Consider the following 26,077-nt stretch of genomic DNA (forward strand, 5'->3'; position numbering starts at 1 on the left):
AGTGAATTTATTACAAGAATCTCTTTATTACTTAACATCAGGGTTGCTGGTACCTTGTATTGTATTTTTATTATTTATGTTGGTGCAAAGCATGGTTGCAGTAGGGCAGTATCTTGCCAGTCGTAAACAGCTTGATGCATCGATAAACCAGTTACTTTCTTGGAGTCAAACGCAAGCAGAAGTAAATTCAGCATTGCCTGAAAATATCGCTAATTTAGCCAGTAAAGAAACGCTTTATCAAATTGTTGATTGTCATGATGTGGCTAAAAATAGATTACTAGTGAGTCATTTTGAAATAGATATTGAGAAACAATTAAGCCGCTATAGTCAATTAGCTAAACTAGGCCCTATTACAGGGTTGGTTGGAACTTTAATCCCTATGGGGCCAGCCTTACAAGGCTTAGCTGATGGTAATATTCAACAGCTTTCTCAGCATATGCAAATAGCATTTACAACGACCGTAATCGGTTTAATTATTGGCGCAATTGGTTTTAGTTTATACCACATACACAAACGGTTGGTAGTTAAGCAGTTAGCCGTTTTAGATTTTGTGTTAGAAAAACAGGAAATGGCTAATGGCTCATAAACGAATTAAACGCAGAAGCATTTTAACGAATGATACAGATCTTGATCCTATGAATGCAGTAAGTAACCTATTTGATGTTGCGATGGTGTTTTCTGTGGCATTAATGGTTGCTTTGGTTAGTTACTTAGATGTCGCAGAAATGCTATTTAGTGATAGTTTTACTATGGTTAAAAACCCAGGAAAGGAAAATATGGAAATTGTCACCAAAGAAGCGGGAGAAATTGTGCGTTATCAAGCGCATAACGCTCAAAGTACGACACAAAATAAAGGTAAACGTGTAGGTACAGCTTATCAGTTGGAAAATGGTGAAATCATTTACATTCCTGATCAAAACTAATAAGGAAGACATTATATGAAGATTTTTGAACAACCCATCTTAGATAAGCTATCTATTGCAACATCAGTGATATGTGCTGTTCACTGCGCTATTGTTCCTATTTTTATTGCGCTATTTCCGACAATATCGGTGTTAAGTAGTAATGAACACGAATTTCATCAAGCGATAGTGTGGTTTATTATACCTTTGAGCATAATGGCTGGCTTTTTGGGATGCTATAAGCATAAGAGTAAAAGGATATTATTAACGATACTTTCAGGACTTTGCTTACTTGTTTTTGCTGCATTATTTGCTCATGACTTGTGGGGTGAAAGTGTAGAAAAAACGCTAACGGTAATTGCAACAATGATTCTAGCTGTTGCGCACTGGCAAAACTTTAAACGTTGTCGTGATAATAGCTGCGACCATTAGTGTGCTTTTCTTTTTGATAATCAAACGAGGAAATGTTTGTTAATTAATAATTAAATAGCTTTTATACAGATAATTCTTAAATACCCTAATAAATCAAGTGATTGATGGGTTTATATGTCAAGATATTTTACACAATCATGGCTGGTAAATTACATTGATTTTTCACCATATTGAAAATGTTCAGTATTTTCAATATGGTACGTTTTTTGTATTAATGTACAAATTAATAATTAGTATGTTAATAAACTCCCTACTAAATTTTATGGTAAGGGAAAAGCAAGGGGTGTTAAATGAAACTTAAGTACTTTAAAACGACTATTGCAGGTTTGGCAATGGCTATCAGTGGTGTTGCAAATGCAGGATTACTATACGATCAAAATCTAGTTAATGGCGTACATTTTGGTTCAGGAAATCAAAATGGTGCTTTTACTACGGAAACTAACAACGGTATAGAAATAGGTATACGTGGGAAGTTGCGCTTTGATGAAAATAATTCCCCGCAACCTATATACAACAGCAATGGTGACGGTACTTATTCATTTGATAATGTAGCTCCACCATCTGGTTTTGGTTGGGCGCCAGGTGCAACAACCACTTCAATTTGGAGTTGGGATTGGAGTATAGATGTTTCTGGATCACAATATAGTTTCGGCGATTTAACATATCTTATGGAGATAGATTTCGACCCATCTTCAGCAACAAACTTTTTATCATTTGATCCGATTAACAGCCCGAATGATAATTCAATTTCAGGTGCTTCACAGCAAAATTCTTGGAATATGGAGTTCTTCAGAGGTGCTCTACCTTACAACAATACTGATGTTGGTATTTATACTATACAGCTTTCAGCGTTCGATGGCTCTACCTTACTAGCAAGCTCTAGTATTGATATTATTCAAGGTGTTGATATTCCTGAACCATCTACTATCGCTATTTTTGCACTAGGCGTGATTGGTTTAGCTTCACGTCGATTTAAGAAACTTTCGTAATCAGTGTAGTTAGTTAATAATATAAAACATTCTGCTTTAGTTATCGTCTAGTTTACATAGTCATCTATGTTAACAGTCAGTGGCAAAGAGCAGAGTGTTTTTTTATATCGTTTGTAGCATTAAATATGCGATAACTGTGAGTTTTAGTTTTTAGTTTTCTGATTTAATTTAATCAAGTCTGTTAATCTTCATGATATTAGAAGTATAAAAAAATCCGCGATATACGCGGATTTTTTATGAAACATGAACAAATAGAAGAAGGTTACTTCAGCTTTTTAAGTAATACTTCTACGGCTTTCTCTATTTGCTTATCTTGGCCTTTTGATGAAGATTCAGGATCATTCTTAACCATATGATCCGGCATAGTTTGATTGTTTTCTAGGTATTTTCCTTTTGTATCTTTCATACCAACTTGAGGTACCCCAGCACGAAAATCACCTGAAATACCCGTTTCCCACCATACAGCGGTCATCGTTCCTGGTACAGGCATACCAACCATTTCACCTAAGTCTAATTCATCATAGGTGTAAGCAAAAGCATGTGCGTCACTATAGTTTCCTTCGTTAATTAATAGCACTGATGGCTTGTTCCATTGATCAAAAGGGTCGCCAGCATATTGGCGGCCACGTACATGCATAGTGAAATATTCATTACCGCTAAGTAGCTTCGCTAAGTCGTTGTGTAACCAGCCACCACCATTAAATCGAGTATCAACAACCACAGCTTCTTTATCAAAATGTTTGCCTAATAAACTCGAGTACACGGCTCTAAAACTAGGGTCATTCATGCCTCGAACATGCACATAAGCTAATCGTCCATTTGACAGTTTCTCAACTAATGCTTCACGTGATGTTACCCAACGATCATATAATAAATTACTAACTTTTCTTGCTGAAACAGGCTTTATAACTTCATCAAAGTTATTACCTTTATCGTCTTCAAAGGTGAACCTTACACGTTTACCGGTTGTGTGATTAAGTAGTTGATATAGGTTTTGGTTTTTGCTTAATTCAACGCCATTTACTGCGGTTAATTTGACCCCCGGTTTGACTTTACTTTCGGCATTGTCAAAAGGACCATTAGCAAGTACTTCTTCAACCAGTAAGCCATTATCATCATTAAAAAATAATCCTAAACGACCAGTTTTATCATTGGTGCTCGTAGATTTAGGTCGGTAAGATGAGCCAATGTGCGAGGCATTCAATTCGCCAGTCATTTCAGCAAACATGTTGGCAAAATCTCGACCATGACCAATCGAAGTTAACTTCTTACGATAAGATTTACCAATTTCATCCCAATCGATGCCATGATAATCGCTTCGATAAAACTTATCTTTAATGACACGCCAACTGTGATCAAACATGAATTCACGTTCTGCAACGGTTTTAAGTTGCATCACAGGATTAACTTTAATTGATTTTAATGTGATTTTTTTACCGACTTTACCTTGCTTTAATTGACCATCGGCAAGGATAAAAAGGTTCTTTTCATCTTCACTAAACGACATATTCACCGAGCGGGCATTGAGCTTGGCGACTAATTCCGTCTTCTTATCTTTAATAGATTGACGCCATAAATCAAATCCTTTCTCAAAACGCGCTAAGTAATATAATTCTTTAGCATCTTTAGTCAGGTAGGCTTGGCCTAACTGTGATGAGTGGACAGTAAGACGAACAGTGCGACGTTCGATATTTTCCCAGTCGATTTCTACTGGCGAAATCGATTTAGTTTTATCTACAGCCTCTTCATCATCTTTTTTATCTTCGTCTTTTTTACCTTTTTCTTTTTTATCTTCTAGTTCTTTTTGTAATTCGTATTCTTCCTTAGACATACGGAATTTGTCATAGCTATCTTGCGTTAAAAATGCAGCTAGCACATCACCTTCGCGCCCCCAACTGCCATGGTCTCGCTGGCCAAAGCGGGCACTCCACCATAAAACGGCATTACCATCTGTATGCCAAGTAGGTGAACCATCATTGTAACCAGATAAACTGATGTCTTTCGGTTTTGCTGAACCATCTGATGGGAAAATGCCGACATTTTTAATAAACAATCGGCCACGCGGTGCAAAGTTTGCCGTCATCCAATAACTATCTGGTGCCCAAGCAAATGAAATATCTCCATCGGCATATGAATAATTGTTTTCTTTACTTAACGCTACATTTACTTCTTTGGTTTCACGGTCAATAACTTGGATTTCGTCACGATTCGACAAAAAGGCTATTTTCTTACCGTCTGGTGAATATACCGGCTGAAAGCTATCGGTATCGGCTAAATGCACTGTTTTTTCAGTTAACGTTGTTGCCGCAAAAAAGTAAGGCTCTGACTCATTTTCAATGGTTGTTTCATATAAACCCCAGTTGTCATCACGCTCAGCTGCATATAAAAGTGTTTTACCATCTTTATGGAAAGATACAGAACGCTCTTGTTGAGGAGTATTGGTTATTGCACGAGTTGTTTTAAATTCTGTACTAGCAACAAAAACTTCACCACGGGCAATAAATGCAACTTCTTTGCCGTCAGGTGAAACTGCGTATTCTGTAATTTTTCCGCCTAGCGACACAGGCAATAATTCATCTTCTTGTACATCGTTGGCAATGGTTACGTTTACACGGTTTAAAGAACCGTTTTTGTTGGTGTAAATGCTACCGTGATGTACAAAAGCTAGTGTACCGTTTTCACTGGTTGATAAGCTACGTACAGGGTGCTGTTTAAATTTGGTGATTTGTTTTTTGTTACTCCCATTTAAGCTTGTTTGCCAAACATTAAACACGTCTGATTTTTCTTCTGAGGTGTAATAAAAGGTATTATTATTTTTCCAGACAGGGTTATGGTCACCACCTTTAAAAGTTGTTAACTGTTGATGTTTCCCAGAGTTTAGATCATGTAACCAAATATCTCGGGCAAATGCTGAAACATCGTGCTTTCTAAATGGGTTTTCATAAGATTTTTCATCACGATAAAGTACTTGATCGCCGTTAGGTGAAAATTGAAGCTCAGATGCTGGCACTGTAGCAAGCATTTTTGGGGTTGCACCACCTACGGAAACGGTATAGCTTTCCGTTAATCGAGCAGTTGGGAATATCGTTGAGTCTTTTGAATCTATACGGCTAGAGGTAAATAGAACTTCTTTATTATTTTTCGTGAAATCTTGTGGAATATCATTAGCTGAATGGTAGGTTAGTCGTTTGGCCTTGCCGCCATTTGCAGGCATGATATAAACATCTAAGTTGCCACTTCGATCACTGGCAAAGGCAATGTTTTTGCCATCACTTGACCAAATAGGGTGCCCATCCCAATCACTATGGATAGTTAATGGCCTAGCCGTGCCACCACTTGTGGGGACGGTGTAGATATCTCCTTTGTATGAAAAGGCGATAGTTTTACTGTCAGGTGAGATACTACTGTGCAGAAACCATTCCTGGTCTTTTTCAACGGCAGTGGCGGCTGTGGCAAAAATCGCCAAAGCCGACAATGCATATTTTTTATAGCGCATTATTTAAATTCCTTGAGCAACTTAAAAAGTTGTTATCATTTTTTATGTTAGGGTCTGTTTAACTTTCGTGTTTATTTTTGCAGCAGTTTATGGGTATTTAGACAAGGCATTGCGATTAAAGTGTGGTTATTCCACATGAAAAAACAATAACGACGTATAAATGACAAAAAAAGCGTTTAGTTCGAACAAAATTTAATCTCGAAAGTTAAACAGAACCTAGGTATTTTGATGTGATGTTATAACAAAAAAACTGACTATGCCAATAAGCATTCGATAAGATGTAGGAAAGTCGCGACGGTTATTTTGTAAGAAGATAGAAGTGTTTTACGTTTTGCAGATTAGGTTGTTAATGTTCGTGAACAATACACTGATTATAATTTGTATTTTTAGCGGGCGGCTAAGGTGTCGCCCGCTAGCTAGATGTTATGGTTTCAGTTCTACGTCTGAATCGGCAATCAAATAAATGCTAGCTGCATATGCTGCAATATTTTGGGCTAATTCATCTGGGTTAATTTTATCAAGAGTATCGTCTGGCGTATGATGTAAATCAAAGTAGTCTCGGCCGTTTTGACTTAAACGAATAGTAGGCACACCTTTAGCGGCAAGTGGAATGATATCTGGGCCACCACCTGGCACATCTGAACCGCCTCTAATGATACCCAAAGGTGATAAAATTTTAGCAATATCGTCCATTAACACAGTAGCTTTTGGATTGACGTTTGACACCAATTGCCAAATAGTTTGTGCACCAAAATCTGATTCTGTTGCCACTACATGATTTTTCAAATTAGCTTCATGCTGCTTAGCATAGGCAAATGCGCCGAGCAGGCCGACTTCTTCTGCGCCAAACATAACCACTCGTATGGTACGTTTAGGACGTTTGGGAAGTTTAGCAATAAGCGCTGCCGCAGCTGTGGTAATGGCAATACCTGCACCGTCATCTACGGCACCAGTGCCGAGATCCCAACTATCTAAATGGCCACCAATGAGAACTATCTCTTCTGGCTTTTCACTGCCAACTAGATCTAAAATGACATTACCACTGCTCACATCACCTTTCCATTTTGATTCTGAATGAAGCGATATCGTTAATGGCTTGTCTAAGTTGTGCAAACGACGAAGGTGGTCAGCATCAGGATTTGAAATTGCAATCACTGGAATATTCGCCCATTTATCACCTTCTGAACTCATCATTCCTGAATGAGGGAAACGGTGTGAATCTGAACCTACTGAGCGAACAACTAAAGCACTTGCACCGCCACGTTCAGCATGTTGCCAGCCTATTCTTCGGCGTTGATTAGCTTGCCCATAACCAGCACCAGTTTGGCTTTTTACCATCATATCGCCATCAACAAAAGCAATTTTACCGTTCAAACTGTTATCTTTCACAGCTTTCAATGCGTGAATATCTCTAAAATATACAACATCAGCATTAATACTTTCTTTAGTCGGTGCAGCACCACCTAAAGCGGTACCGTATAAATCTTGTTGGTAAGGGGAAGTAAGCGATATATGTAAGTGGCCTCTATCCCAGAATGGCATAGTGAATTCTTCAATCCAAGCCTTGTCAAAACCTAAATCTTGTCCTAATTTTAGTCCCCAATCTCTCGCACGTTTTTCCGCTTCTGAGCCACCTAAGCGAGGGCCAATTTCGGTGGTCAAAGACGTGACGATTTCCATACCTAAATCGCTTTTGATAGCGGTTTGCATGAGTTGTGTTGCGGTGTGTTTTTGATCATCAGTTATTGGGGATTGTGCCGCCAATAACTGAACACTAAAAATACTTAACATCGCGCCAAAAGTAAGACGTTTCAAATGTTGCATGAATTCTCCAGTGATATTGTTATACGTTATGAGTTTGTGAGCGTAAAAAATTAATACTACTCTATTTTATCGTTATATTCACAAAAGTCTTCAATAATACAAAATCGCATTTAGGTTTGCGGCAACATAAGCATAGCGACCATTAAGTATCAGCCAGTGATGAAGATCAACGTTAAATTCAGCGGTATCACTTTAAATAGTTTTTTGCACTTTAACCACGATTTACCCTTGGCTAGTTTAGCGAGATTATTTATGCGGAATATATTGTGTCAACGGCTATCATGGGTTGTTAAAGTAACTTATTGCTAGATTTAGGCGATCAAAATAACCATTGTTTAAGGGAAAGGTTTAAACCCATATGTCGTCATTGCTAATACTATATGGGCTTATGCTTTTTTGCGGAGGCCAAAATGTGGATCTGGTTTCTTTTGAAATGAAATTGTTATTCATAAATCCTTCTCCTATCGTTACTAAGTCTTTAGACGTAGATACCTACCTCCAGCAAATGGTGATTTAGGGCAACGTCATTTCAATCTGTTAATCGCTTAGGTTGGTTTTTGTCTTGCCAGTATAAGGTGGTATGGTTGTTAATAGTATTATGTGGCGTTTTATGTCTGCCTACGGAAAAAATAAGGTCATTGTAATTGATAAAATATCGGGCAACACGTTATTAGAACTCCCTACAGGTAATGGCCTGATGGAATAGGCTATTCATCTTTGGCTTTACCTTAAATAAACGCTATTGGTGGTAGGTTACAAAAGCCCACTTTTAGAATGTTGGTACTATTAAATAAAAACCCCTAGCCTAAAGTATTAGGTAAAACCTAATCCAATAAAGCTAGGGTAAAATCAAGTTCCATTATTAAGCCATCCTTGGCTTGCAGGTTTAATTAGCGTCAATCAGATCTTGATAATCGCTTTGGTTCGCAACATCTTGGATAAACTCTCTGCCATTGATCGACAACGGAATATCTGTTGAAGCCTGGTTGAAAGCATCGCGACTGAACTGAGTAAACGAAACTTGTAAGGCTTCGATTGTGATATTAATCGTTCCACTGACAGGGCTTGCGATACCATCACTCACCGTGTAAGTAAAACTATCAGAGCCTGTTTGCTCGGCAAATGGGATGTAGGTAAACGTCCCATCTGAGCTCACACCAACGGTACCAAGTTGAGGTTCACTGCTGATTTCAAAAGTGAGTGTATCGCCATTAGCATCGCTTACAGGTAAGTTATCGACAATATTGGTTTCAGTCTGCGTCGCTAAATTAGCGTCACCTGCCACTGGAGGCACATTTGGCTCAATAACAACTTTGTCGTCATTATCGCTATTAAAACAAGCGCTTAAATTCATTACCACCAACGACAAAGCAAATAGTTTTAGGCGATATACATTTATTTTATTCATGTTTGATTCCTTGATTAGTTGCATGCTTATTTAGAGCCCGATATAGGTGTTGCTAAGTATGGGAATGTTGCATCCATCATGCTTGCATCTAAGGGTGCACCATCGGTAAACGGAACGGTACCTACGACTGCATCTTCAGGTTCACATAAACCTAAATTGGTTGGCTCACCATTTACTGGAATAGGGTGGCATAAAGCGCCCATCATTACGCGAAGAGCAATATCTACCACATCATCACCAGGACGACGACCGTTTGGAAAGCCTGCTAGGTCATTACCAGCAACACCAAAAGCTGATTGTTCTGATTGAGGTGTGGCAGGAATACCGGTATTGAGTCTTAACATTTCAGATGGTGTTACTGTTGAAAGCTGGTTTACGCCCTCGACCCCTGTCAAGAATGCCGTAGCTAAATCATTTCTAGGGAAGTTCGTTGGCACAAGCGTTTCAAATTCTGTTCCTAATGTTGCATTCACTGGTTCTTTAAACAGAATATTAAGTAGCTCAGGTAAAGCAGGGTGCGTGACATAATCCGCAAATTGACCATCATCCATCGGATGTGCGCTTGAGAATTTATCTTTATCTCCTATACCGATAACTAATTCGTTCACCAAGGGTGCACCTAAGCGTGATACCTGCGTCATGGCACCGCCTGTAACTTCGGATTTATTGAACGTTGCATTTGGGTTTAATATGCGAGCTTGCGGAAGGCTTGCGGTGGTCCAGCTTCCGATAGTACCGTTGCCGTCACCTGTGACGCATGACTTAGGTACTTCAATGGCGATACTGGTTACGTTTTTTTGTGCCAAATCATCATTACTTGCATCTTGTGTAATGCCGCCAGGAAAGCCGCCACTATCATTAGCACCTGGCGCGCTATCACCTTCTACTGGAACATAGTTCACCAGATCGAATGTTTCACCTAAGTTAACCACAAATGGGTCTTTACGCTGACCGACAAATACACGGCCCATAGTGCTACAGCCAGGTATAGAAATATCATACACGAAGCTACTAGCGTAATCTTGATACCCTGCCATATTTGAAAATGTTTTATTTCCGATGTAGTCCAATGGCTTGCTAAAATTTTCACCGCCGCTAGTTGCATTGCTGACAGGTGTATGTGTGCCGCTGCGAGAATCGCCTTCAATCATTGTTATTGTATAGGATTCAGCAAAGTTTGCGCTGCTTTGATCTGTAGCCGACACTGGCCCAATGTTAACCAGTGGCACACCTACTGAACGCTGATTTTCTGCAGGGCCAACTGTTAACTTCACCCCTTGATTATTGTTTGCGAGGCTGCGTTCAAAGTCGAAGGCGAAGGTAATATCTTCAACGGCATCGCCGTCAGTATCAATATGAATACTATAGATAGCTTCTGGATCCATTGGGAAATAATTGGGGCCGCCGTAAGCATCTTGCAAGGGAATATAGTTTGCAATCATGGTTACGTAATCTCCACGACCTTCCTCATAGCTATTAAAAGCGTAATAGTCCGTGGAATCTACAGTAGGGAAGCGAGTAATATTAGGTGCTTCGCGATGACTAGATGCTTGTATGCTACTGCTAATTGCTACACAGCATAAGGCCGGTATAATTAGTGAAAAATGTGTTTTTTTCATAGTTTGCTTTCCTTATCAGTTATAGTTACAACAAGCCAAACGAGTGAAGAAAGCAACTGGATGCAAAAAGTTAGAATTTTTTTAAAGACTTTTTCAATTTGAAAATTACTCGCTCCCCCCTAAGGTATCAACAAGCTTTTTGCCAAGGGGGTTTCGAGTAATTGAATAGCTTTTATTGTTGTCTTCAGGCGTTGCTGCGAATAGGCACGAGACAAATCAAAAAAAGTCCCTATACTAAAGTCTAAAATAAGTAATATAAATTTCAAAAACGTTACACCTCTTACCCTTCACTTTTGATTGCATCCAATTTCAAGATTGAGCCGTTTGGATAATTGACTATTAAAATAAGTAAATAATGGGAAAAAAAATGGAACATGAAGAGTTATTACCACTTTTGCTTAAAGTCGCTCGTAACGACCGAGAGGCATTTGAAGCGATTTATAACAAAACCAGTGGGCAGATGTATGCCGTTGCTTTAAGAATGTTAGCAAAGCCTGAGTTGGCAGAAGAAGCTACACAAGAAGCGTTTGTAAGAATTTGGTACAACGCAAGTCAATATACTGAGGGCAAGGGCACAGTACTTACTTGGATAATTAGTATAGTACGCTATCGAGCATTGGATATTTTACGGTATCGCAAAGTACGTAAGGAAGAAGATATCGAAGATCTAGAAAGTATGGCTTCATATCATTCTGATGAGTCAATGGCCGCGCCAGATATTGAGACAGGTAAGCTCAATCGCTGTATGGATGAGTTAGACAGTTTGCAACGCCAAGCGATTCATTTGGCTTATTTTAATGGTTGTTCTCATGGCGAAGTGGTGTCACACATGGAGAAGCCGTTAGGCACAATTAAAAGTTGGATTAGACGAGGGCTTCAGGCCTTAGAGAGGTGTTTAAGCTTATGAATTATACTCAATCGGAATTACTCTCTTCACTTGCCTCTGAATATGTTTTAGGTACTTTGAGAGGCTCTGCTCGTAATCGTTTTGAATCGTTGAAGGTGAAGGATGCTAGGATACAAGAAGCTGTGCAGTATTGGGAGTCACAATTAAATGTGATGGCGACTTCTATTAAGCCCATTGAACCACCAGCAAGTGTTTGGAAGAAAATTGAGCTTAGCTTGGGGTTTACAAATGAGCTATCTACTTCACCTGTACCAAGTGAGGTAAGAAAGCAACCTAGTGCTAATAGCGGTTGGAAAGCGATAAGTGGGCTTGCTATTGCAGCAAGTTTTATCTTGTCTATTATGTTCTATCAGTATACTAACGATTTTAAATCACCGAAATCGGTTGCAGTGTTTGCTAACGCTGATCAACAAACGTTATGGTCGGTAGATGTGCGTGAAAACAACTTGTTCATCCGTAGTACGCAAAATTTGCCAAAACGTCCAACAAATGATTATGAACTTTGGATTGTACCGGCTTCAGGAAGTGCGCCTATTTCACTTGGCTTATTAAAGCAGGAAGGCACATTTACTTTGCCTAAACCTGAGGTATTCGACGATGTTGAAATTGCAGCGTTGGCGGTTAGTATTGAGCCGAAGGGAGGCAGTCCTACTGGGGCACCTACAGAAGTATTATTTACTACTGAGTTAGCTTTACTATAGGGAAGTAGAAAGCGCTTAATTGACATGGTGATATGTAAAAGCGAGCCCTTGTAAGGCTCGCTTTTTTTATCAAAACTGAAAGACTAAGTTATTTATCATAGCCAAATGTTAAGCTAGAAAAATAGGTTTCGAACTCAGCTGTACCGCGTTCGGTGTTAGGTACACTCCAAATTACATTAACAATCCAGTTACCTTGCGCCTCAATTTTAAAGGTAGCTTCACCTTTAGCATTAGTGCGCATGGCTTGCTTTTCTGAGCTAGTGTTGTCAAGTCGAGCAATATCAACTAGCGCATTACTAAGCGGCTTACCTCTAAACATAACGCTAATGGGGAATGTTGCATTGTCTTGCAATTGATAAGGATTGCGTAGCGGAACAATTTCAAGCATATGACCAATAGCGACAGTGACATTGTCGGTGTGTTTATTGCCGACTTGCAATATAGTTTTTGCTTTTCGAGAGTAAATTTCGCGACCACGGGTTTGTGTTTGATTCAAGCGTTCTCGCTCTTCTACTATTAGCGCTAAACCTTCTTCTTTCGCGTAATCGTTAAATTTACTGGCCTCTAAGCTGCTAAAACTATGAAAACTTTCAAAGCCTAAAACATGTGTTCCTTCCTCGGCTAATGCCACATTAGCAAAGCCCTTAACCATGCTGTTGTTCACTATGATATTTTCTAGCTGGTCTTGATAGGCACCATCGCTATAAGTTCTAAGTGCGACGATTTTATTCCAGCCTAATGCCCAAGCGCCAACATCGTTGGCATGACCAACTAAAAATTTAACAGGAATTTTGGCGGGTGCTTTGTCTTCATGAAAAGCGTTTGGACTTAACCAAAAATCGTGGGCAAACGTTAATTTCATATTAATGAACAGTAATCCAACCAGGGTAAATATTGTGATAAATCGCATTGGCTCTCCTTAGAACTCGATTGTTTGTTTCTTTGAATTTAACGCACCGCTACACTTTAGGGTGATCAACCTCTTGATAGATGCGTAAATATTTCTATCTGACAACCATACTCTTCGCCTCTCATATTGGATGCAATGTTTATGAATAAACAAGAAAATACATTTTAATGCATCTACTTGGCTGAGCTGGACGTTTAGTTTAGTGCATGGAGAAAAAAGTACTGAGAATAGACTTCTACGTGCTAACAACAATGTCATGAAAACTTGCAAACGGAGTAATTATGTTGGAATGGAAAATAAATTTACTAAAAAGTGTATTGATCTCACTACTGGTGTTAAATAGTTCATTAGCTATGGCTCATACTGTATGGCTTGAACCTGCGGAAGAAGAGAACATTTATAATATTCTGTTTGGGGGGCACGGTGGAAAACTGGTTTTCTATGACCCACAAAAGATAAGAAAAATAGCGGCGTTTGACACTCAAGGAAAACATTCGCAAGTAAAACGCTTAGATAACATTAATACTAGCCAATTGCACATCCAGCCAAATACAGCGCTAATCGCAATCTATTTTGATAATGGAATTTGGAGTAAAGACAAACAAGGTAAAAGTATAAACAAACCTATGAATCAAGTGCCATATGCAACTCGTGCTACCCATGCGGTTAAATATCATAAAACTGTTCTCAAGTGGTCTTCGGTCGTACTTAAGCCACTAGGCCAAGAATTTGAAGTGATCCCCTTAGATGACCATCAACCAGAAGCCGGGAAAGCTATGCGAGTAAAGGTTTTACTTAAAGGAGAGCCTTTAGCAGGGGTTAAGCTTGGTCATGGGGAAATTGGCGAAAAGATAACAACCAACGCTGAGGGCATCGCTGAATTTGTGCCGAAACCAGGTTTTAATAAGCTATGGGCTGGTAAACGATTTCAGGTTCAGCAAGAGAATTTTACTGAATTAAGCTATGAATACTTGTTTGGTTTCTACACAGGAGAAAAGAAATGAAGATCAACATTGGATATTTTATCACCTTAATAACACTTATGTTTTTTCACTGTAAGCAGCTATATGCCCATGAATTGGACTTAGAATTAAAAGTGCTGAGCTCTTCAGTGATAGAAGGGCAGATCAGCACTTCTCATGATGACGGTTCATTTAGTCAATATATTAGTATAGAGAACTTGTCAGATTCCAGTTTCAGTAAGCTTACTTTACAAAGCAATCAATATGGTCAGTTTAAGCTTATTGGTGTTCCTGGTCACCGATATCGCATCATGTTAGAAGGGGAAGAAAACCATATAGTGTCTGAAGAAGTGGTGCTGCCAAAGTCGTTGCCATCAGACAATATTTAACAATATTTTACAGTTTAGCCGCATCTAATTCATTTCGTTACGCGTTTTGTTTGAAAACGTTGATAGTGGGCCAGCAATAAAAGTTGGCCCACAACAATAATGACAATGGAGCAGTTATGAATAAAAACAAAATTATGATGGCAATGGTATCGATATCGGCAAGTATGAGCACGGTGGTACTGGCAAACAGTGAAATTGAGCAAATCGAAAAAGAGTCGGGAAAAGCAATCGAAGTTATTACGGTCAAGGGGCAAGCGTTAAGCCGGCGCAACTTTTCCTACTCAGCAACTGAGATAACATCAGAAGATATTCGTTCTAAGCAAGTGAAGGACATCAATGAATTGTTAGAGGATGTGCCTGGTGTCAGCATAAGGGATTATGGACTTGGTGGTGTTGCGAGCTCAACTATCATAAGAGGTTTTGGCGACGGTGCTCATGGCGGAGACCTGGGTGTGGTTATTGACGGTGTTCCGCTTAATGAAGCCAACTCGCATGCAGATGGGTATGTTGATTTAAATGTTATTGTGCCGCTTGAGGTAGAGCAAGTGACCGTTTATAGAGGACCAGTGTCAGCACTTTATGGCAATTTTAATCGAGGTGGCTTGTTAGCACTTGAAACTCGAAGCTCTGGTAATTATGCCGACATTGACATAAGCGGGGGAGCATTTGATACCTTTGATGCACAGATGGCCGTAGGCAATGAACGGAATGAAAAACACACTTATAATGTTGCTGCGCAGCACTTCACCACGGATGGATTTCGCCCTCAGTCAGATGTACAAAGAAGTACTGTATCGGGTCAAACTCGCTATAAATTAAGCAAAAAGCTGGAATTTGGTTTGTCTGGCCGTTATCACGATGCAAGCGCGAACTCGGCAGGATATGTCACCCTTGCGCAGTTTGAAGTAGACCCTTACGGTATTGACCACAGAGTAAAAAATGACGGTACTGAAAAAGAGTTTGGCACGATGAGAGCGGATGTTGGCTATGTAATTAATCAAGACACCAAACTTCTTACCTATGCATATACTACTCAACAAACGTTTACTCGATGGTTTAGCCGCGGCGGCGCGCAGGCTGCAAGTTGGCGTCAACGAGAAGAAACCTACGACAGAGATGTATATGGTGTAGGTACAAATCTAAACGGTGTCGTTAGTTTTGGCACGTACGACCTCTCTTATGTGGCCGGAATAGAGCACTTTAATGAGGACACGGATTTTCAATTTTATGAAAACTTAGATAACCGAAAAAGAGTTTCTACAGCGGAATTTAATCGCAGATCTACCCTAATTAGTAATGCTATGTTTGCTGAGGCGGACTTGAATGTTACCAAACACTTTAATCTCTCACTGGGGTTACGAGCTGACCAGTTTGATGGCGAATGCGAGCGCCTAGGGGCAGAAAGTGCAGACGCCCCATGTGAGGAATTAGAAAGTGTAAGCAATGTGAGCCCTAAAGCGAGCATTCATTATAGTGTTATTGATAGCCTTCAGTTTAGAGCAAGTTACTCAGAGGGTTTTGCCTTGGCCAGCGGCTTTGCAAAATTCGCCTCAGGTGCTCAAAACCTTGAAGTCAATGAGATCAAACAATATGAGGCTGGTTTATTCTTTCTTCCTACTGCAAATGTTGAGCTTGATGTATCTGTTTATGATATTCAGTCTTCCAATGAAATTAATGAGGTAACACAAGGAGAATTTATCAACTTTGGGCAAACGACCCGAAAAGGGTTGGAGGCTAGTGTAAAATGGCAAATATCTGAGCAATTCGAAGTAAGAGGTGTTTTCGGGAAAAATGACTCAGAGGTCGAAAGTAACCTTGATCTCGATTTGCTAGGTAAAGAAGTCAACGGTGTACCAGATCATACTGCAACTCTGATGCTAGACTGGTTTCCAAGCGATAGGCTAAGATTAAATACAACGCTCAGATACATGGGCGATTACTTTATTAATGCGGCCAATAGCAGCTCGGCAGACGACTACACGGTGCTAGATCTCCTACTGAGCTATAACATTAATGTAGGAGAATCTAGCAAATTGTTCGTTAGGGTCGATAACGTGACTGACGAAGTATATGCTTCTACAGTGAATGGTTTAGGAGCATCACCTGGTTCACCTCGCGCGTTATACGCAGGCGTTCAAATAAGCTTCTGATTGGGCCGCTAAGTATATTTGATAGATAATTGCCAACTAAAAACGATGGTGTTTTGGTTGGTGGTTAATTAAAGCGAATAACTATAATAGGCTCTAGACTTGCGGAATGTTCTTTGGTTATCGCTGTAAACCCATATAAGTCTTCAATGATTTAAGCACTGCACATAGGTTTATGGGCAACACTGATATAATGTCCTTGAAGTTTAACCTGTGGTGTACGTCAGCTTTGAACTCGGCATAAATGATTTAAATCGATTTGTTCTATTTAACTTTTTCTCTTCAATAAATCTTTTTTATAAATATTTGTGATTATTTCAGCGATGCTGCGAATAATTAGATAAGACAATTATGCGAGTGTTATCTCGGAGCCCGAGTGTCAAATATGTATATTGAAGATGTCTATATTCACAACGTATTCAAAAGTAGTAATGAAAGAAGTCATGTATTCATACAGTACGGGTGACGTTGATGGTAAACAGCAAACGCTGGCGAGTATTAAACATAGTCATATGGCGATAAGCTAGGTATGTGAGTTTTTTAATAAAAATAATCGATCGGTAAGTGAGTACCAATGAAAAAAAACAAGAAAACTTTATTTGCACAGTCGATGGAACAACACAAGGGCATTATTTATAAAGTCGTGAATTCATATTGTCAAAACCATGATGACAGGCAAGATCTTGCACAAGAGATTTTAACCACTATGTGGCTAGCTTATGACAAGTACGATAAACAGTTTAAGTTCTCTACTTGGATGTATCGAATCGCACTGAATGTCGCGATTTCTTATTACCGTAAAGACAGTAAGCGAGAAGATAAAGCCAATGCTAAAGAAGAATGCATTGTACATATTGCCGACTTATCTCAAGAAGCTGATAAAAGTGAAGAAATTAGGCAGCTGTATGCCTTTATTGCTCAACTCGATAAGTTAAATAAAGCGATTATGCTGCTCTATTTAGAAAGTGAGTCATACGAGAACATAGCGAACAGCTTAGGTATTAGTAAAACCAATGTCGCTACGCGAATAGGTCGAATTAAAGAAATTCTTAAAAATAAATTTGTTACACAGGGGGCTTAAAATGAATTTAGATAACGTTAAAACTGCTTGGCAGCAGCAAAACAATGACACTGGCGTTGCTATTACAATAAACCAAACAAAGTTGTCTGACATTAAATTAAATAAACAAATGCAACAGCTTAACAATATGAAGTGGATGCGTATTGTTGAGAGCTTAGCATTCTTCTTAATCATTGTTTTATTGTGGCAATATATTGTCACAGACTTTAGTCTATCAGCACCGACGATATCGGCTTTTGTTCTAAATGTTTTTGCTATTGTTGGGCTTGCGGGAAATATTGGTCAAATAGTTTTGATTTCACAAGTTGATTATTCAAAACCAGTGAGTGACTTACAGAAAGATATCTACAGTGTTTGTACACATAAATTACAATTAACTAAGTTATTGCTGATGTCTGTGCCTTTTTATATGGCTTATGTTTTTATCGGGTTTGATCTGTTATTGGGAGTTGATTTGTTTCAGCATCTAGAACAGCACATGATTTGGTTTTATTCCTTATCATCAACGCTACTTTTTTTCGTGACAGCATATTTGTTAGCTAAATTAGATTATAAGAATATTTCACTTACTTGGGTTAAAAACACTATTCAATTTATTGTTGGCGAACGTTTAGTCAATATGGCTCAGTTTATTAATAGCATAGAGTCAACATAGTGTTTAGCTATTAGGCGTCATGCTCCCAATGTTATTTTTTACTAAAATTTAGAAAGGTTCTGAGCCGTAATATTGGGATTTCATCAATCAAGCTAACATGATAAAAGAGATAAAATTGTGAAAGAAGTATTTAACGTCAGGAAAGCCATGGTTATCGGTATGAGTATTTCGATAGTAGGGCTAGTTCTGACCGTTTATTTTGCGACACAGATAAGTTTCAGTATTAGGCTGGAAAGTTGGTTCAGTCAAAAATACTGGGTACAATTTATGCCCTTGGTATCGAGCATCTTGTTAACTATCGCAGGTATTCTAGCAATTTTAAAACGACCTAATGCAAACTTCACCTTTGCGTTGTTTGGTCATACAGTATCAGAACAAATAATGTTTGATTGGCTTGGTTTAACCGATATTGGCTCCTACTTATTGAACTTGATTGGACTTAAAAGCTTTAATTATCCGGATCATGCAATATTATGGCTCTTTGCTTTATCCCTTATATCTCTGTATATCGCGTATAGCAATGTGCTAAAACTGAGACGCGTATCTCTTGGCGAAGCAATAATTGGAATAACAACTGGTGTTGTACTTAGCTTTATTGCCTAAGCATTTAATCCTAGTAAGCTAGGAGCGGTTAGATACATGGTTTTGTGCGCCTACCGTTATTTCCCAGCCAATGAATAACTAAAGTAGATCGTTAACTATATAATTTATTCCTTTGTGTAATCTAAAGTTAAAGGTTTGGCTTTTTTTCCCAATACGGTTTGTCACCAAATTTAGCAGAAAAAAAGTCGATAAAAGCTCTCACTTTGGGGGCTAATTGCCTAGAGCTTGGGTAAACAGCCCAAATTGCGGTATTGGATACTAACGGATAATCTTTTAATATTTGGACAAGCTTACCGTTATTGAGGTGTTGATAAGCACTCCACATAGAATTTATAGTGATCCCTAACCCGTTTATACAGGCATCACGAACAGCCTCACCATTATCTGCTCGAAGCTTTCCTTTTACTTTTATATTCTTATGCTCACTTTCTGTTTGAAACACCCAATTATCTAAGCCCATTAGTGTTATGCAGTGATGATTGATTAATTCTTTAGGTGAATTTGGTTCACCATATTTAGCTAAATAATCAGGTGAAGCACATATAACACGGTTATCATTAGCTAATTTTCGTGCAATTAAACTGGAATCCTTGAGTGCTGAGTTTCGAATAGCAATATCAAAGCCTCCTTCAACTAAATCGATGATGGTATCTGAAAGCTTCAAATCAACGGTTAAGTCGGGATAACGAACGAAGAAGTCATTTAATGCGGGTAGTAAGTGCATCCGTCCAAAAGAAGCGGGAGCAGCAACTCGAAGTGTTCCTTGAGGCGATGAACTACCTGCACCTACAGATGCGCGAGCGGCGTCAACGCTTGCTAGTATATCTTCAGCATATGGAAGAAAGCCTGCTCCTTCTTCGGTTAATGATACTTTGCGAGTTGTTCGGTGCATTAACCTAACGCCAAGTCCTTCCTCTAGTTTATTGATATGGGCACTTGCAACTGCTGGCGATAAGCCTAGCTCATGTCCTGCCAAACTAATGTTGTGTGTTGCTGCGACTCTAACAAAAAGCTTTAGGTGTTCAATATTCATGATTATCAATAAAAACTAAAAAATGATTCCTTGTAAGGCGATATTATCAAATTAAATGAATATTAATATACTTTGTTTCATTAACTACAGGAGAGCATGATAATGAAAGCAATGATAATAAACGATTTTGGTGGGGATGAGGTTTTCGAAGCTGCGGATATAGCAAAACCCCAAGTAAAAAATGGGCATGTATTAATTAAAATATCAGCCACAAGTGTTAATACGGTTGATACCATGATCAGAGCAATGGGAGACAGCTTACCTATTGCACCGGCGTTGCCAGCGGTTTTAGGAATGGATTTTGCTGGCGTGATAGAAGAAGTAGGTGAGGGCGTTACACATTTCACAGTAGGTGATGAAGTCTACGGCTGCGCGGGTGGTTTAGCTGATTTACCTGGCACACTCGCTGAATATATTATCGCAGATGCTGATTTAATTGCGCTAAAACCAAAAAATATCTCTATGGAACAAGCTGCCGCGATTCCACTGGTTGGTATAACGGCTTATGAGGGCTTGCAAAGAGCAGGAGTAACTAGCGGACAAAAGGTATTGGTTCATGGTGGATCTGGTGGTGTTGGACACATCGCACTACAATTGGCAAAACACCTAGGAGCAGAAGTTTACTCTACCGGTGGCGGTGAGAAACAGCTTACACTGATTGAGTCCTTAGGCGCTACGGCGATTAACTACAAAAAAGAAACCGTTGCAGATTACGTGGCAAAGCATACTGATGGTAAAGGTTTTGATGTTGTTTTTGACTCAGTAGGCGGTGAAAACATGGTTAACTCATTTGAGGCCGCGGCGTTAAATGGTCATGTCGCATCTACAGTAGCATTAGTTGATTTAGACTTATCTCTCGCTCACTTTAAAGGACTATCATTACACGTAGTGTTTATGCTTATTCCAATGTTGCATCGTATTAAACGCCATGAACACGGTGAAATATTAGAACAAATAACATCGATTGTTGAATCAGGACACCTTACACCAATACTAGACCCATCAAACTTTATGCTTGAACAAGTAGGCCAAGCACACTCACATTTAGAAAGTGGTAAAGCGATAGGTAAAGTTGTCATTAGTATTTAATTACAAAATTGAATATGGAGTAGTATATGAAAACGATATTAATAACAGATGCTACAGACGGTATAGGCTTTGAAACAGCCAAAGCTTTAGTCGCACAAGGTCATAGATTACTCATCCATGGTCGTAACGAAGAAAAGCTAGCCAATACATTACAACGGCTTAACAAGGCGAACCCAACTACTCCAATTCAAGGTTTTTTGGCTGATTTAACTCAATTTTATGAGGTAAATCAGCTAATAAACGATATTAAACAAAAAGCTAACCATCTTGACATTATTATAAATAACGCTGGCGTATTAAAAACCAAAACGGTTAAAACAAATGAAAGTTTGGATGTAAGGTTTTTGGTAAATACGCTTAGCCCTTACGTGCTTACATTGGGGCTTATCGATTTGTTAGCGGACAATGGACGTATTGTTAACTTGTCTTCGGCCGCTCAAGCTTCTGTTAATATAGACGCATTGATGGGAAACATTGCACTCAATGATGCCTTTCAAGCATATGCGCAAAGTAAACTAGCTATTACTATTTGGTCGCAAGAATTAACAAAAGAACTTAATAAGAAACAAGTAAGTGTAGCGGTTAACCCAGGTTCATTATTAGCGAGTAAAATGGTGAAAGAAGGGTTTGGAATGACAGGCAATGATCTCACGATAGGTTCTGATATTTTAGTTCGAGCAGCTTTATCTGATGAATTTGATGATGCTTCAGGTAAGTATTATGACAATGATGCAAAGCAATTTTCATTACCTCATATTGATGCACAAAAACCCGAAATATGTGCACAAGTTATGGCTGCAATTAACGTGGTCATTAAAGAAAAAGTTAACTAGTGTTAACTACTTCGCTTTACCTTTAAGCTCTCACGAGCTTTCAATAATATACTCGCCTTATTGGGGTTTGCGTGCGTTACACACATACCGCCTATGTAAAATAAACCAATGGTTACAGCAACTTTAAACTCAGCGGGCATAAACTATAAAAGCTTTTGAACAACTTGGTTAACGTACTTGCCCTTAGCTAATTTGCTACGAATTAAAAATACCCTTCCTTTTTTCCAAAGAAATAAGAAATAAAATATCAATAAATTTACATGTCTTTACCTTAAATTTACGTTTCATTACATAACATTTGAGATAATAGCAACACAGCTATTTGGTAGATATGAATGACAAGTCTACTTTTCTCAGCTTTTATTGGTGTCTTTTATGGTTAATACCCTGCAAACAAAGCAGCAGATTAAACCTATTGATGTATTAATATACGAATAAAACACATGAGAAACATTTATAACCGTTTTCTGACACCCACTATAAAGAGATGTGCTCAAATGAACAAAAATCACTTAATATTACTGTTTTTATTTTCGTTGCTAGGATGTTCATCAGCAAAAAAAGTAGATGATAATAATTACTACTTCAATACCAATGTTACACAAAACAACGTTAAAGAATTTGCAATTTCTAAAGAATTTAAAGCACGAAACAATAAAAAATCTTCTAATCGTGAAGGTAAAAGAGGTGGTGGACGTGGAGAAAGAAGTCAAAAGCGTGGCCGTACAGACACAGAAAAAAACAGTAAATATTATACTCAATTAGAAATTGCATTAGAAAAAGAATTAGCAATCAGCAATTATTGTATTAATGGTTATACAGAAATTGAACGATACAGTAGTCAAGGTTTTTATACAATTCGCGGTGAATGCAACGAATTGAACGAATGAATTAGCAACATAGTTCATATTTATTTAAGCGCTTAGAGTGAATAAAGCTTGCCTTCATGCAAATGCATTAACTGGTTTAAAAAACTGTCAACAATATGCAGTATTTGATTTTTAATAAGGGTTGGTGAGGCTATAGTTCATTCTAGGCAGTGAAAAAAACGTTAATTGGTGTTAATGACTGAAACTGTCGGACCAGTTGCCGTTAGCTAAGCAAAGGTAAACATCATCATTACGAACTTAGCCGTCGAGGTATCAATCTGTTTTATCTTTAAACTCACACAAGTCTTCAATAATACATGCGCCACATCTTGGCTTTCTTGCAACGCAGGTATAGCGGCCGTGAAGGATTAACCAGTGGTGCACATCGACTTTAAATTCCTTTGGCACTACTTTTAAAAGCTTTTGCTCAACTTCAACTACGTTTTTACCCATGGCGAACTTAGTACGGTTTGATACACGGTCTATGTGGGTGTCTACAGCTATTGTTGGCCAGCCGAAAGATAATTAAGGTAGATGTAAATATGTTTAGGCTGCTTTGAACGATAAGCGGTCGTTAGTATTAATTTTACTAACGTCAATTGTTCCAACAAGCTAGTCTTTAGCTGCCTAAGCTTATTGCCAATTATGTTGTCTATTACATCCCAAAAAATTTAACTTTTCTCTAAGCCCGATAGTTTGTTAAAGGCCAACATCTTGCTTTAAATTATGAGCCCCGAAGCAGGTATCCTCAAATAAATTTAAATATCTACATTGCCCTCGAATGATTGACTATCCAATTTTAGTGCGCGAGAACCCTGGTTTTAAATTCGATTTCAGGTTATTCATTGATAAACTGAAAAGAAAGGGATATGCTCAAAAAACAATCACTGAAAGCAGTAGTGTTGCGAAAGTTACTTGGTCAAACCTAAAGATAAGGAAATCAACAATGAATTCAACACGTATCCGACTGCTACTAACCTTAGTTTTATGCTGTGTGGTAAATGCATGCACTAAACCTCAGCAAACTCCCAATACTGAAAACATCGCAGCTGCAGTCGTTAGTGTGGCAGTCCAATATCAAGAACCTGAAGGCTGGACCAAGTCTGTACAAGGCAGTCAAACCATTTTTATTGCACCAGAGAAGGATTTATCGCTTGTGGTAATAGCAGTAACGAAGGCAAACGATGCACAAGAGGCGGCCTTAAAAGCTTGGAAAATGCATGATTCTGATTTTTCCCGTAAGGTTAGAGTTAATTCACCACATATAAAGAAAGGCGGTTGGGACGCAATAAGAAGCATTGAATACCAAACATCAGTAAGCGAAAATATGCTCGCTTATGCTAACGTTTATCAACTTGGCGAACAATGGCAGGTACTGTTGTTTGATGGTAACTATGCGACTTATGCTAAACGCAGTGCAGCAGTTAGAGGCATGTCACAGAGTTTTGAATTAGCCGGCTATAAGCCTGAGGATTTATCACAACGAACAGCCCAGAAACTCAGTCCTGACAAAATCAACACGCTGTTATCATTTGTCGAAGAATCAGCCAAAGCCCTTAATATTCCAGGAGTAGGCGTGGCAGTTATAGAAGATGGTAAAGTGTTATTTGAAGGTGGAGTGGGCATCAAAAGTATTGCGACTCAAGAACCTGTGACCAAAGACACTGCGTTTATGGTTGCCTCTAATACCAAAGGCATGACCACCTTGTTATTGGCTAAACTCGTCGAGATGGGCAAACTAAACTGGGATGATCAGGTCATCAGCCATTATCCCGATTTTAAATTAGGTGACAAGAAAACCACCCAAAGTGTGTTAATCAAACATTTGGTGTGTGCTTGCACCGGTCTGCCCCGCAAAGATTTAGATTGGATATTTAATAGCGGCCCAAACGTGTCGGCTACGGTGACATTTACTGATTTAGCTAGTACGATTCCCACCAGCAGTTTTGGGGAACTATTCCAATACAATAACCAAATGGCGGCGGCTGCGGGTTATGTGGCTGGGCACATTTTATACCCTGAGATGGAAATCGGCGCTGCTTATGATAAAGCGATGCAGCGATACATATTCGGCCCATTGCAAATGCAACACACTAGCTTTTCTTTTACGCAGGCGTTAGCGGGTGATGCAGCCTCGCCCCATGGCTTAGACCTCGCAGGCAATACTCAATTGATTCCTCAATCGGCGACCGATGGTTTTAATCATACGGTTACCCCTTACCGCCCTGCAGGGGCAGCATGGTCGACCCCTAGCGACATGATAAAATATGTGCAAAACGAACTGTCCGAAGGTGTTGCGCCTGATGGAACGCGACTATTTACTGCAGAATCGGTATTAAAACGTCGTGAATCCACAGTAGCTACTGGTGCGGACGCAAGTTACGGTATGGGTTTATCATCTGAAAAAATGGGCGGGATTGATATAATTGAACATGGCGGCAGCTTGGCAGGTTATCTGTCTAATTTCATCGCCATACCATCGGCTAAGGTTGGTGCCGTTATTTTAACTAACTCCGACGAAGGTTATGCCTTACTTAAACCTTTTACACGCCGCATGATTGAACTCTTGTATGACGCAGAACCACAAGCTCAAAGCCAAGTGGCGGTCACTGTAGAAACTAACACTTTAAATGCAGGTAAATTGCGTGAAGAAATCACTTATCCACCCGCACCTGAGGTAGTGGCTAAACTAGCTAGCTTGTATAATAGTCCAGAACTCGGCAGCATGACAGTTACGCAAATTGATGGGGAAGTCGTGCTGGATCCCGGTGTATGGAAAACGGCTATTGCCAGCAAAACCAGTCCCGATGGCAGCGTGTCGTTAGTGACAATCGCACCGTTTTTCCTCGGACTTGAATTGATTGTAGGTGAATCTGCTGGTTTAAGTACACTCAGCATTATTGACGCCCAACACACCTATACATTTACCGAAGTAAAGAAACACTAAACAGGGTTGCAAAATTACTTATTAAGCTGTGTTAAAGCGGTTAATTAGGATATAAGCCGATGTTTCTGAGCCCTGATAGAACGCCTTATAGGCAGTGGATAGATAAAATGCAATAAATAACCAGTATTGATGTGCGAGAATACAAGCTAAAAAACTTAAGGGGTAATCCTCCCAAAAAATAACGAATCAATTGAATAGTACGATAATGACCGCTCTGCGCTTATATGAGCTCTTTCAGTAAACTGAGCGGCTACATCTGCAAACGGCACATAGCCGTAGTT

Annotated in this window: 24 protein-coding genes and 1 pseudogene; 18 read left to right on the forward strand and 7 right to left on the reverse strand. The window is 39.1% G+C overall.

Going from position 1 to position 26,077, the window contains the following annotated elements; genetic code table 11:
• Position 1 precedes the first annotated feature (1 nt).
• The 4 genes from Q4489_RS06665 (at position 2) to Q4489_RS06680 (ending at position 2,323) form a co-directional block, all read left to right on the forward strand.
• Positions 2 to 586 carry a MotA/TolQ/ExbB proton channel family protein gene (locus tag Q4489_RS06665; protein ID WP_303478320.1) on the forward strand — a complete coding sequence of 195 codons (585 nt, stop codon included), beginning with the start codon at positions 2 to 4 and terminating at the stop codon, positions 584 to 586.
• The gene (locus tag Q4489_RS06670; RefSeq protein WP_303478321.1) at positions 576 to 923 is read left to right on the forward strand and encodes a DUF2149 domain-containing protein; all 348 of its coding nucleotides are present in this window, start codon (positions 576 to 578) and stop codon (positions 921 to 923) included. Before Q4489_RS06665 ends, Q4489_RS06670 begins: the two co-directional genes overlap by 11 nt.
• Before the next feature lie 15 nt (positions 924 to 938).
• On the forward strand, positions 939 to 1,334 hold the full coding sequence (locus tag Q4489_RS06675; RefSeq protein WP_303478323.1) for a MerC domain-containing protein: 396 nt from the start codon (positions 939 to 941) through the stop codon (positions 1,332 to 1,334).
• A 290-nt stretch (positions 1,335 to 1,624) separates the two neighbouring features.
• Positions 1,625 to 2,323, forward strand: coding sequence for a PEP-CTERM sorting domain-containing protein (locus Q4489_RS06680; protein WP_303478324.1), 699 nt, complete (start codon positions 1,625 to 1,627; stop codon positions 2,321 to 2,323).
• Between the two features lie 262 nt (positions 2,324 to 2,585).
• On the opposite strand, the gene Q4489_RS06685 is transcribed toward Q4489_RS06680, so the two are convergent.
• Both Q4489_RS06685 and Q4489_RS06690 read right to left on the reverse strand, forming a co-directional pair.
• Positions 2,586 to 5,819 (reverse strand): S41 family peptidase, encoded by a 3,234-nt coding sequence (locus Q4489_RS06685; protein ID WP_303478326.1) that lies wholly within the window; start codon positions 5,817 to 5,819, stop codon positions 2,586 to 2,588.
• Positions 5,820 to 6,242: 423 nt separating this feature from the next.
• Positions 6,243 to 7,643: a M20/M25/M40 family metallo-hydrolase gene (locus Q4489_RS06690; RefSeq protein ID WP_303478328.1), complete on the reverse strand. Its 1,401-nt coding sequence runs from the start codon at positions 7,641 to 7,643 to the stop codon at positions 6,243 to 6,245.
• A 580-nt stretch (positions 7,644 to 8,223) separates the two neighbouring features.
• On the opposite strand from Q4489_RS06690, the gene Q4489_RS06695 reads away from it, so the two are divergent.
• A complete protein-coding gene (locus tag Q4489_RS06695) occupies positions 8,224 to 8,349 on the forward strand; it encodes a hypothetical protein (RefSeq protein ID WP_303478330.1) in 126 nt (41 codons plus the stop codon).
• Between the two features lie 180 nt (positions 8,350 to 8,529).
• On the opposite strand, the gene Q4489_RS06700 is transcribed toward Q4489_RS06695, so the two are convergent.
• Together Q4489_RS06700 and Q4489_RS06705 are read right to left on the reverse strand one after the other, a co-directional pair.
• Positions 8,530 to 9,051, reverse strand: a complete 522-nt coding sequence (locus Q4489_RS06700; RefSeq protein ID WP_303478331.1) for an Ig-like domain-containing protein — start codon at positions 9,049 to 9,051, stop codon at positions 8,530 to 8,532.
• A gap of 26 nt (positions 9,052 to 9,077) precedes the next feature.
• The gene (locus tag Q4489_RS06705) at positions 9,078 to 10,670 is read right to left on the reverse strand and encodes a DUF4331 domain-containing protein (RefSeq protein WP_303478332.1); all 1,593 of its coding nucleotides are present in this window, start codon (positions 10,668 to 10,670) and stop codon (positions 9,078 to 9,080) included.
• Positions 10,671 to 11,037: 367 nt separating this feature from the next.
• Between Q4489_RS06705 and Q4489_RS06710 the strand changes: the two genes are divergently transcribed.
• Positions 11,038 to 11,577: a sigma-70 family RNA polymerase sigma factor gene (locus tag Q4489_RS06710; protein WP_303478334.1), complete on the forward strand. Its 540-nt coding sequence runs from the start codon at positions 11,038 to 11,040 to the stop codon at positions 11,575 to 11,577.
• Positions 11,574 to 12,278: an anti-sigma factor gene (locus tag Q4489_RS06715; protein ID WP_303478336.1), complete on the forward strand. Its 705-nt coding sequence runs from the start codon at positions 11,574 to 11,576 to the stop codon at positions 12,276 to 12,278. Before Q4489_RS06710 ends, Q4489_RS06715 begins: the two co-directional genes overlap by 4 nt.
• 88 nt (positions 12,279 to 12,366) lie before the next feature.
• Here the strand turns inward: Q4489_RS06715 and Q4489_RS06720 are convergent, their stop codons facing one another.
• On the reverse strand, positions 12,367 to 13,188 hold the full coding sequence (locus Q4489_RS06720; protein ID WP_303478339.1) for a DUF4198 domain-containing protein: 822 nt from the start codon (positions 13,186 to 13,188) through the stop codon (positions 12,367 to 12,369).
• Positions 13,189 to 13,469: 281 nt separating this feature from the next.
• Between Q4489_RS06720 and Q4489_RS06725 the strand changes: the two genes are divergently transcribed.
• The 7 genes from Q4489_RS06725 to Q4489_RS06755 all read left to right on the forward strand — a co-directional run bounded on the left by Q4489_RS06725 (position 13,470) and on the right by Q4489_RS06755 (position 19,025).
• A complete protein-coding gene (locus Q4489_RS06725) occupies positions 13,470 to 14,192 on the forward strand; it encodes a DUF4198 domain-containing protein (RefSeq protein WP_303478341.1) in 723 nt (240 codons plus the stop codon).
• Positions 14,189 to 14,539 (forward strand): hypothetical protein, encoded by a 351-nt coding sequence (locus Q4489_RS06730; protein ID WP_303478342.1) that lies wholly within the window; start codon positions 14,189 to 14,191, stop codon positions 14,537 to 14,539. Before Q4489_RS06725 ends, Q4489_RS06730 begins: the two co-directional genes overlap by 4 nt.
• A gap of 83 nt (positions 14,540 to 14,622) precedes the next feature.
• Positions 14,623 to 16,689 carry a TonB-dependent receptor gene (locus Q4489_RS06735; protein ID WP_303478343.1) on the forward strand — a complete coding sequence of 689 codons (2,067 nt, stop codon included), beginning with the start codon at positions 14,623 to 14,625 and terminating at the stop codon, positions 16,687 to 16,689.
• 395 nt (positions 16,690 to 17,084) lie between these two features.
• Complete coding sequence (locus tag Q4489_RS06740; RefSeq protein ID WP_303478344.1) at positions 17,085 to 17,213, forward strand: hypothetical protein; 129 nt, start codon at positions 17,085 to 17,087, stop codon at positions 17,211 to 17,213.
• 47 nt (positions 17,214 to 17,260) lie between these two features.
• Positions 17,261 to 17,767: an RNA polymerase sigma factor gene (locus Q4489_RS06745; RefSeq protein ID WP_303478346.1), complete on the forward strand. Its 507-nt coding sequence runs from the start codon at positions 17,261 to 17,263 to the stop codon at positions 17,765 to 17,767.
• A gap of 1 nt (position 17,768) precedes the next feature.
• Positions 17,769 to 18,422, forward strand: a complete 654-nt coding sequence (locus Q4489_RS06750; protein WP_303478348.1) for a hypothetical protein — start codon at positions 17,769 to 17,771, stop codon at positions 18,420 to 18,422.
• A 117-nt stretch (positions 18,423 to 18,539) separates the two neighbouring features.
• Complete coding sequence (locus Q4489_RS06755; RefSeq protein WP_303478349.1) at positions 18,540 to 19,025, forward strand: hypothetical protein; 486 nt, start codon at positions 18,540 to 18,542, stop codon at positions 19,023 to 19,025.
• A 127-nt stretch (positions 19,026 to 19,152) separates the two neighbouring features.
• On the opposite strand, the gene Q4489_RS06760 is transcribed toward Q4489_RS06755, so the two are convergent.
• Entirely contained in the window at positions 19,153 to 20,058 is a 906-nt protein-coding gene (locus tag Q4489_RS06760; RefSeq protein WP_303478351.1) for a LysR family transcriptional regulator, read from the reverse strand.
• A gap of 102 nt (positions 20,059 to 20,160) precedes the next feature.
• Between Q4489_RS06760 and Q4489_RS06765 the strand changes: the two genes are divergently transcribed.
• The 3 genes from Q4489_RS06765 to Q4489_RS06775 all read left to right on the forward strand — a co-directional run bounded on the left by Q4489_RS06765 (position 20,161) and on the right by Q4489_RS06775 (position 22,870).
• On the forward strand, positions 20,161 to 21,147 hold the full coding sequence (locus Q4489_RS06765; RefSeq protein WP_303478353.1) for a zinc-dependent alcohol dehydrogenase family protein: 987 nt from the start codon (positions 20,161 to 20,163) through the stop codon (positions 21,145 to 21,147).
• A 26-nt stretch (positions 21,148 to 21,173) separates the two neighbouring features.
• Positions 21,174 to 21,980 (forward strand): SDR family NAD(P)-dependent oxidoreductase, encoded by an 807-nt coding sequence (locus Q4489_RS06770; protein WP_303478355.1) that lies wholly within the window; start codon positions 21,174 to 21,176, stop codon positions 21,978 to 21,980.
• A 497-nt stretch (positions 21,981 to 22,477) separates the two neighbouring features.
• Positions 22,478 to 22,870: a hypothetical protein gene (locus Q4489_RS06775; protein WP_303478357.1), complete on the forward strand. Its 393-nt coding sequence runs from the start codon at positions 22,478 to 22,480 to the stop codon at positions 22,868 to 22,870.
• 252 nt (positions 22,871 to 23,122) lie between these two features.
• On the opposite strand, the pseudogene Q4489_RS06780 reads toward Q4489_RS06775, so the two are convergent.
• A pseudogene (locus Q4489_RS06780) lies at positions 23,123 to 23,371 on the reverse strand (endonuclease III); the annotation flags it as partial.
• Positions 23,372 to 23,630: 259 nt separating this feature from the next.
• Between Q4489_RS06780 and Q4489_RS06785 the strand changes: the two are divergent.
• A complete protein-coding gene (locus Q4489_RS06785; RefSeq protein WP_303478358.1) occupies positions 23,631 to 25,796 on the forward strand; it encodes a serine hydrolase in 2,166 nt (721 codons plus the stop codon).
• Positions 25,797 to 26,077: the final 281 nt, after the last annotated feature.

The organism is Thalassotalea sp. 1_MG-2023, assembly GCF_030546745.1.
In the GTDB taxonomy this organism is placed as follows: Bacteria; Pseudomonadota; Gammaproteobacteria; order Enterobacterales; family Alteromonadaceae; genus Thalassotalea_C.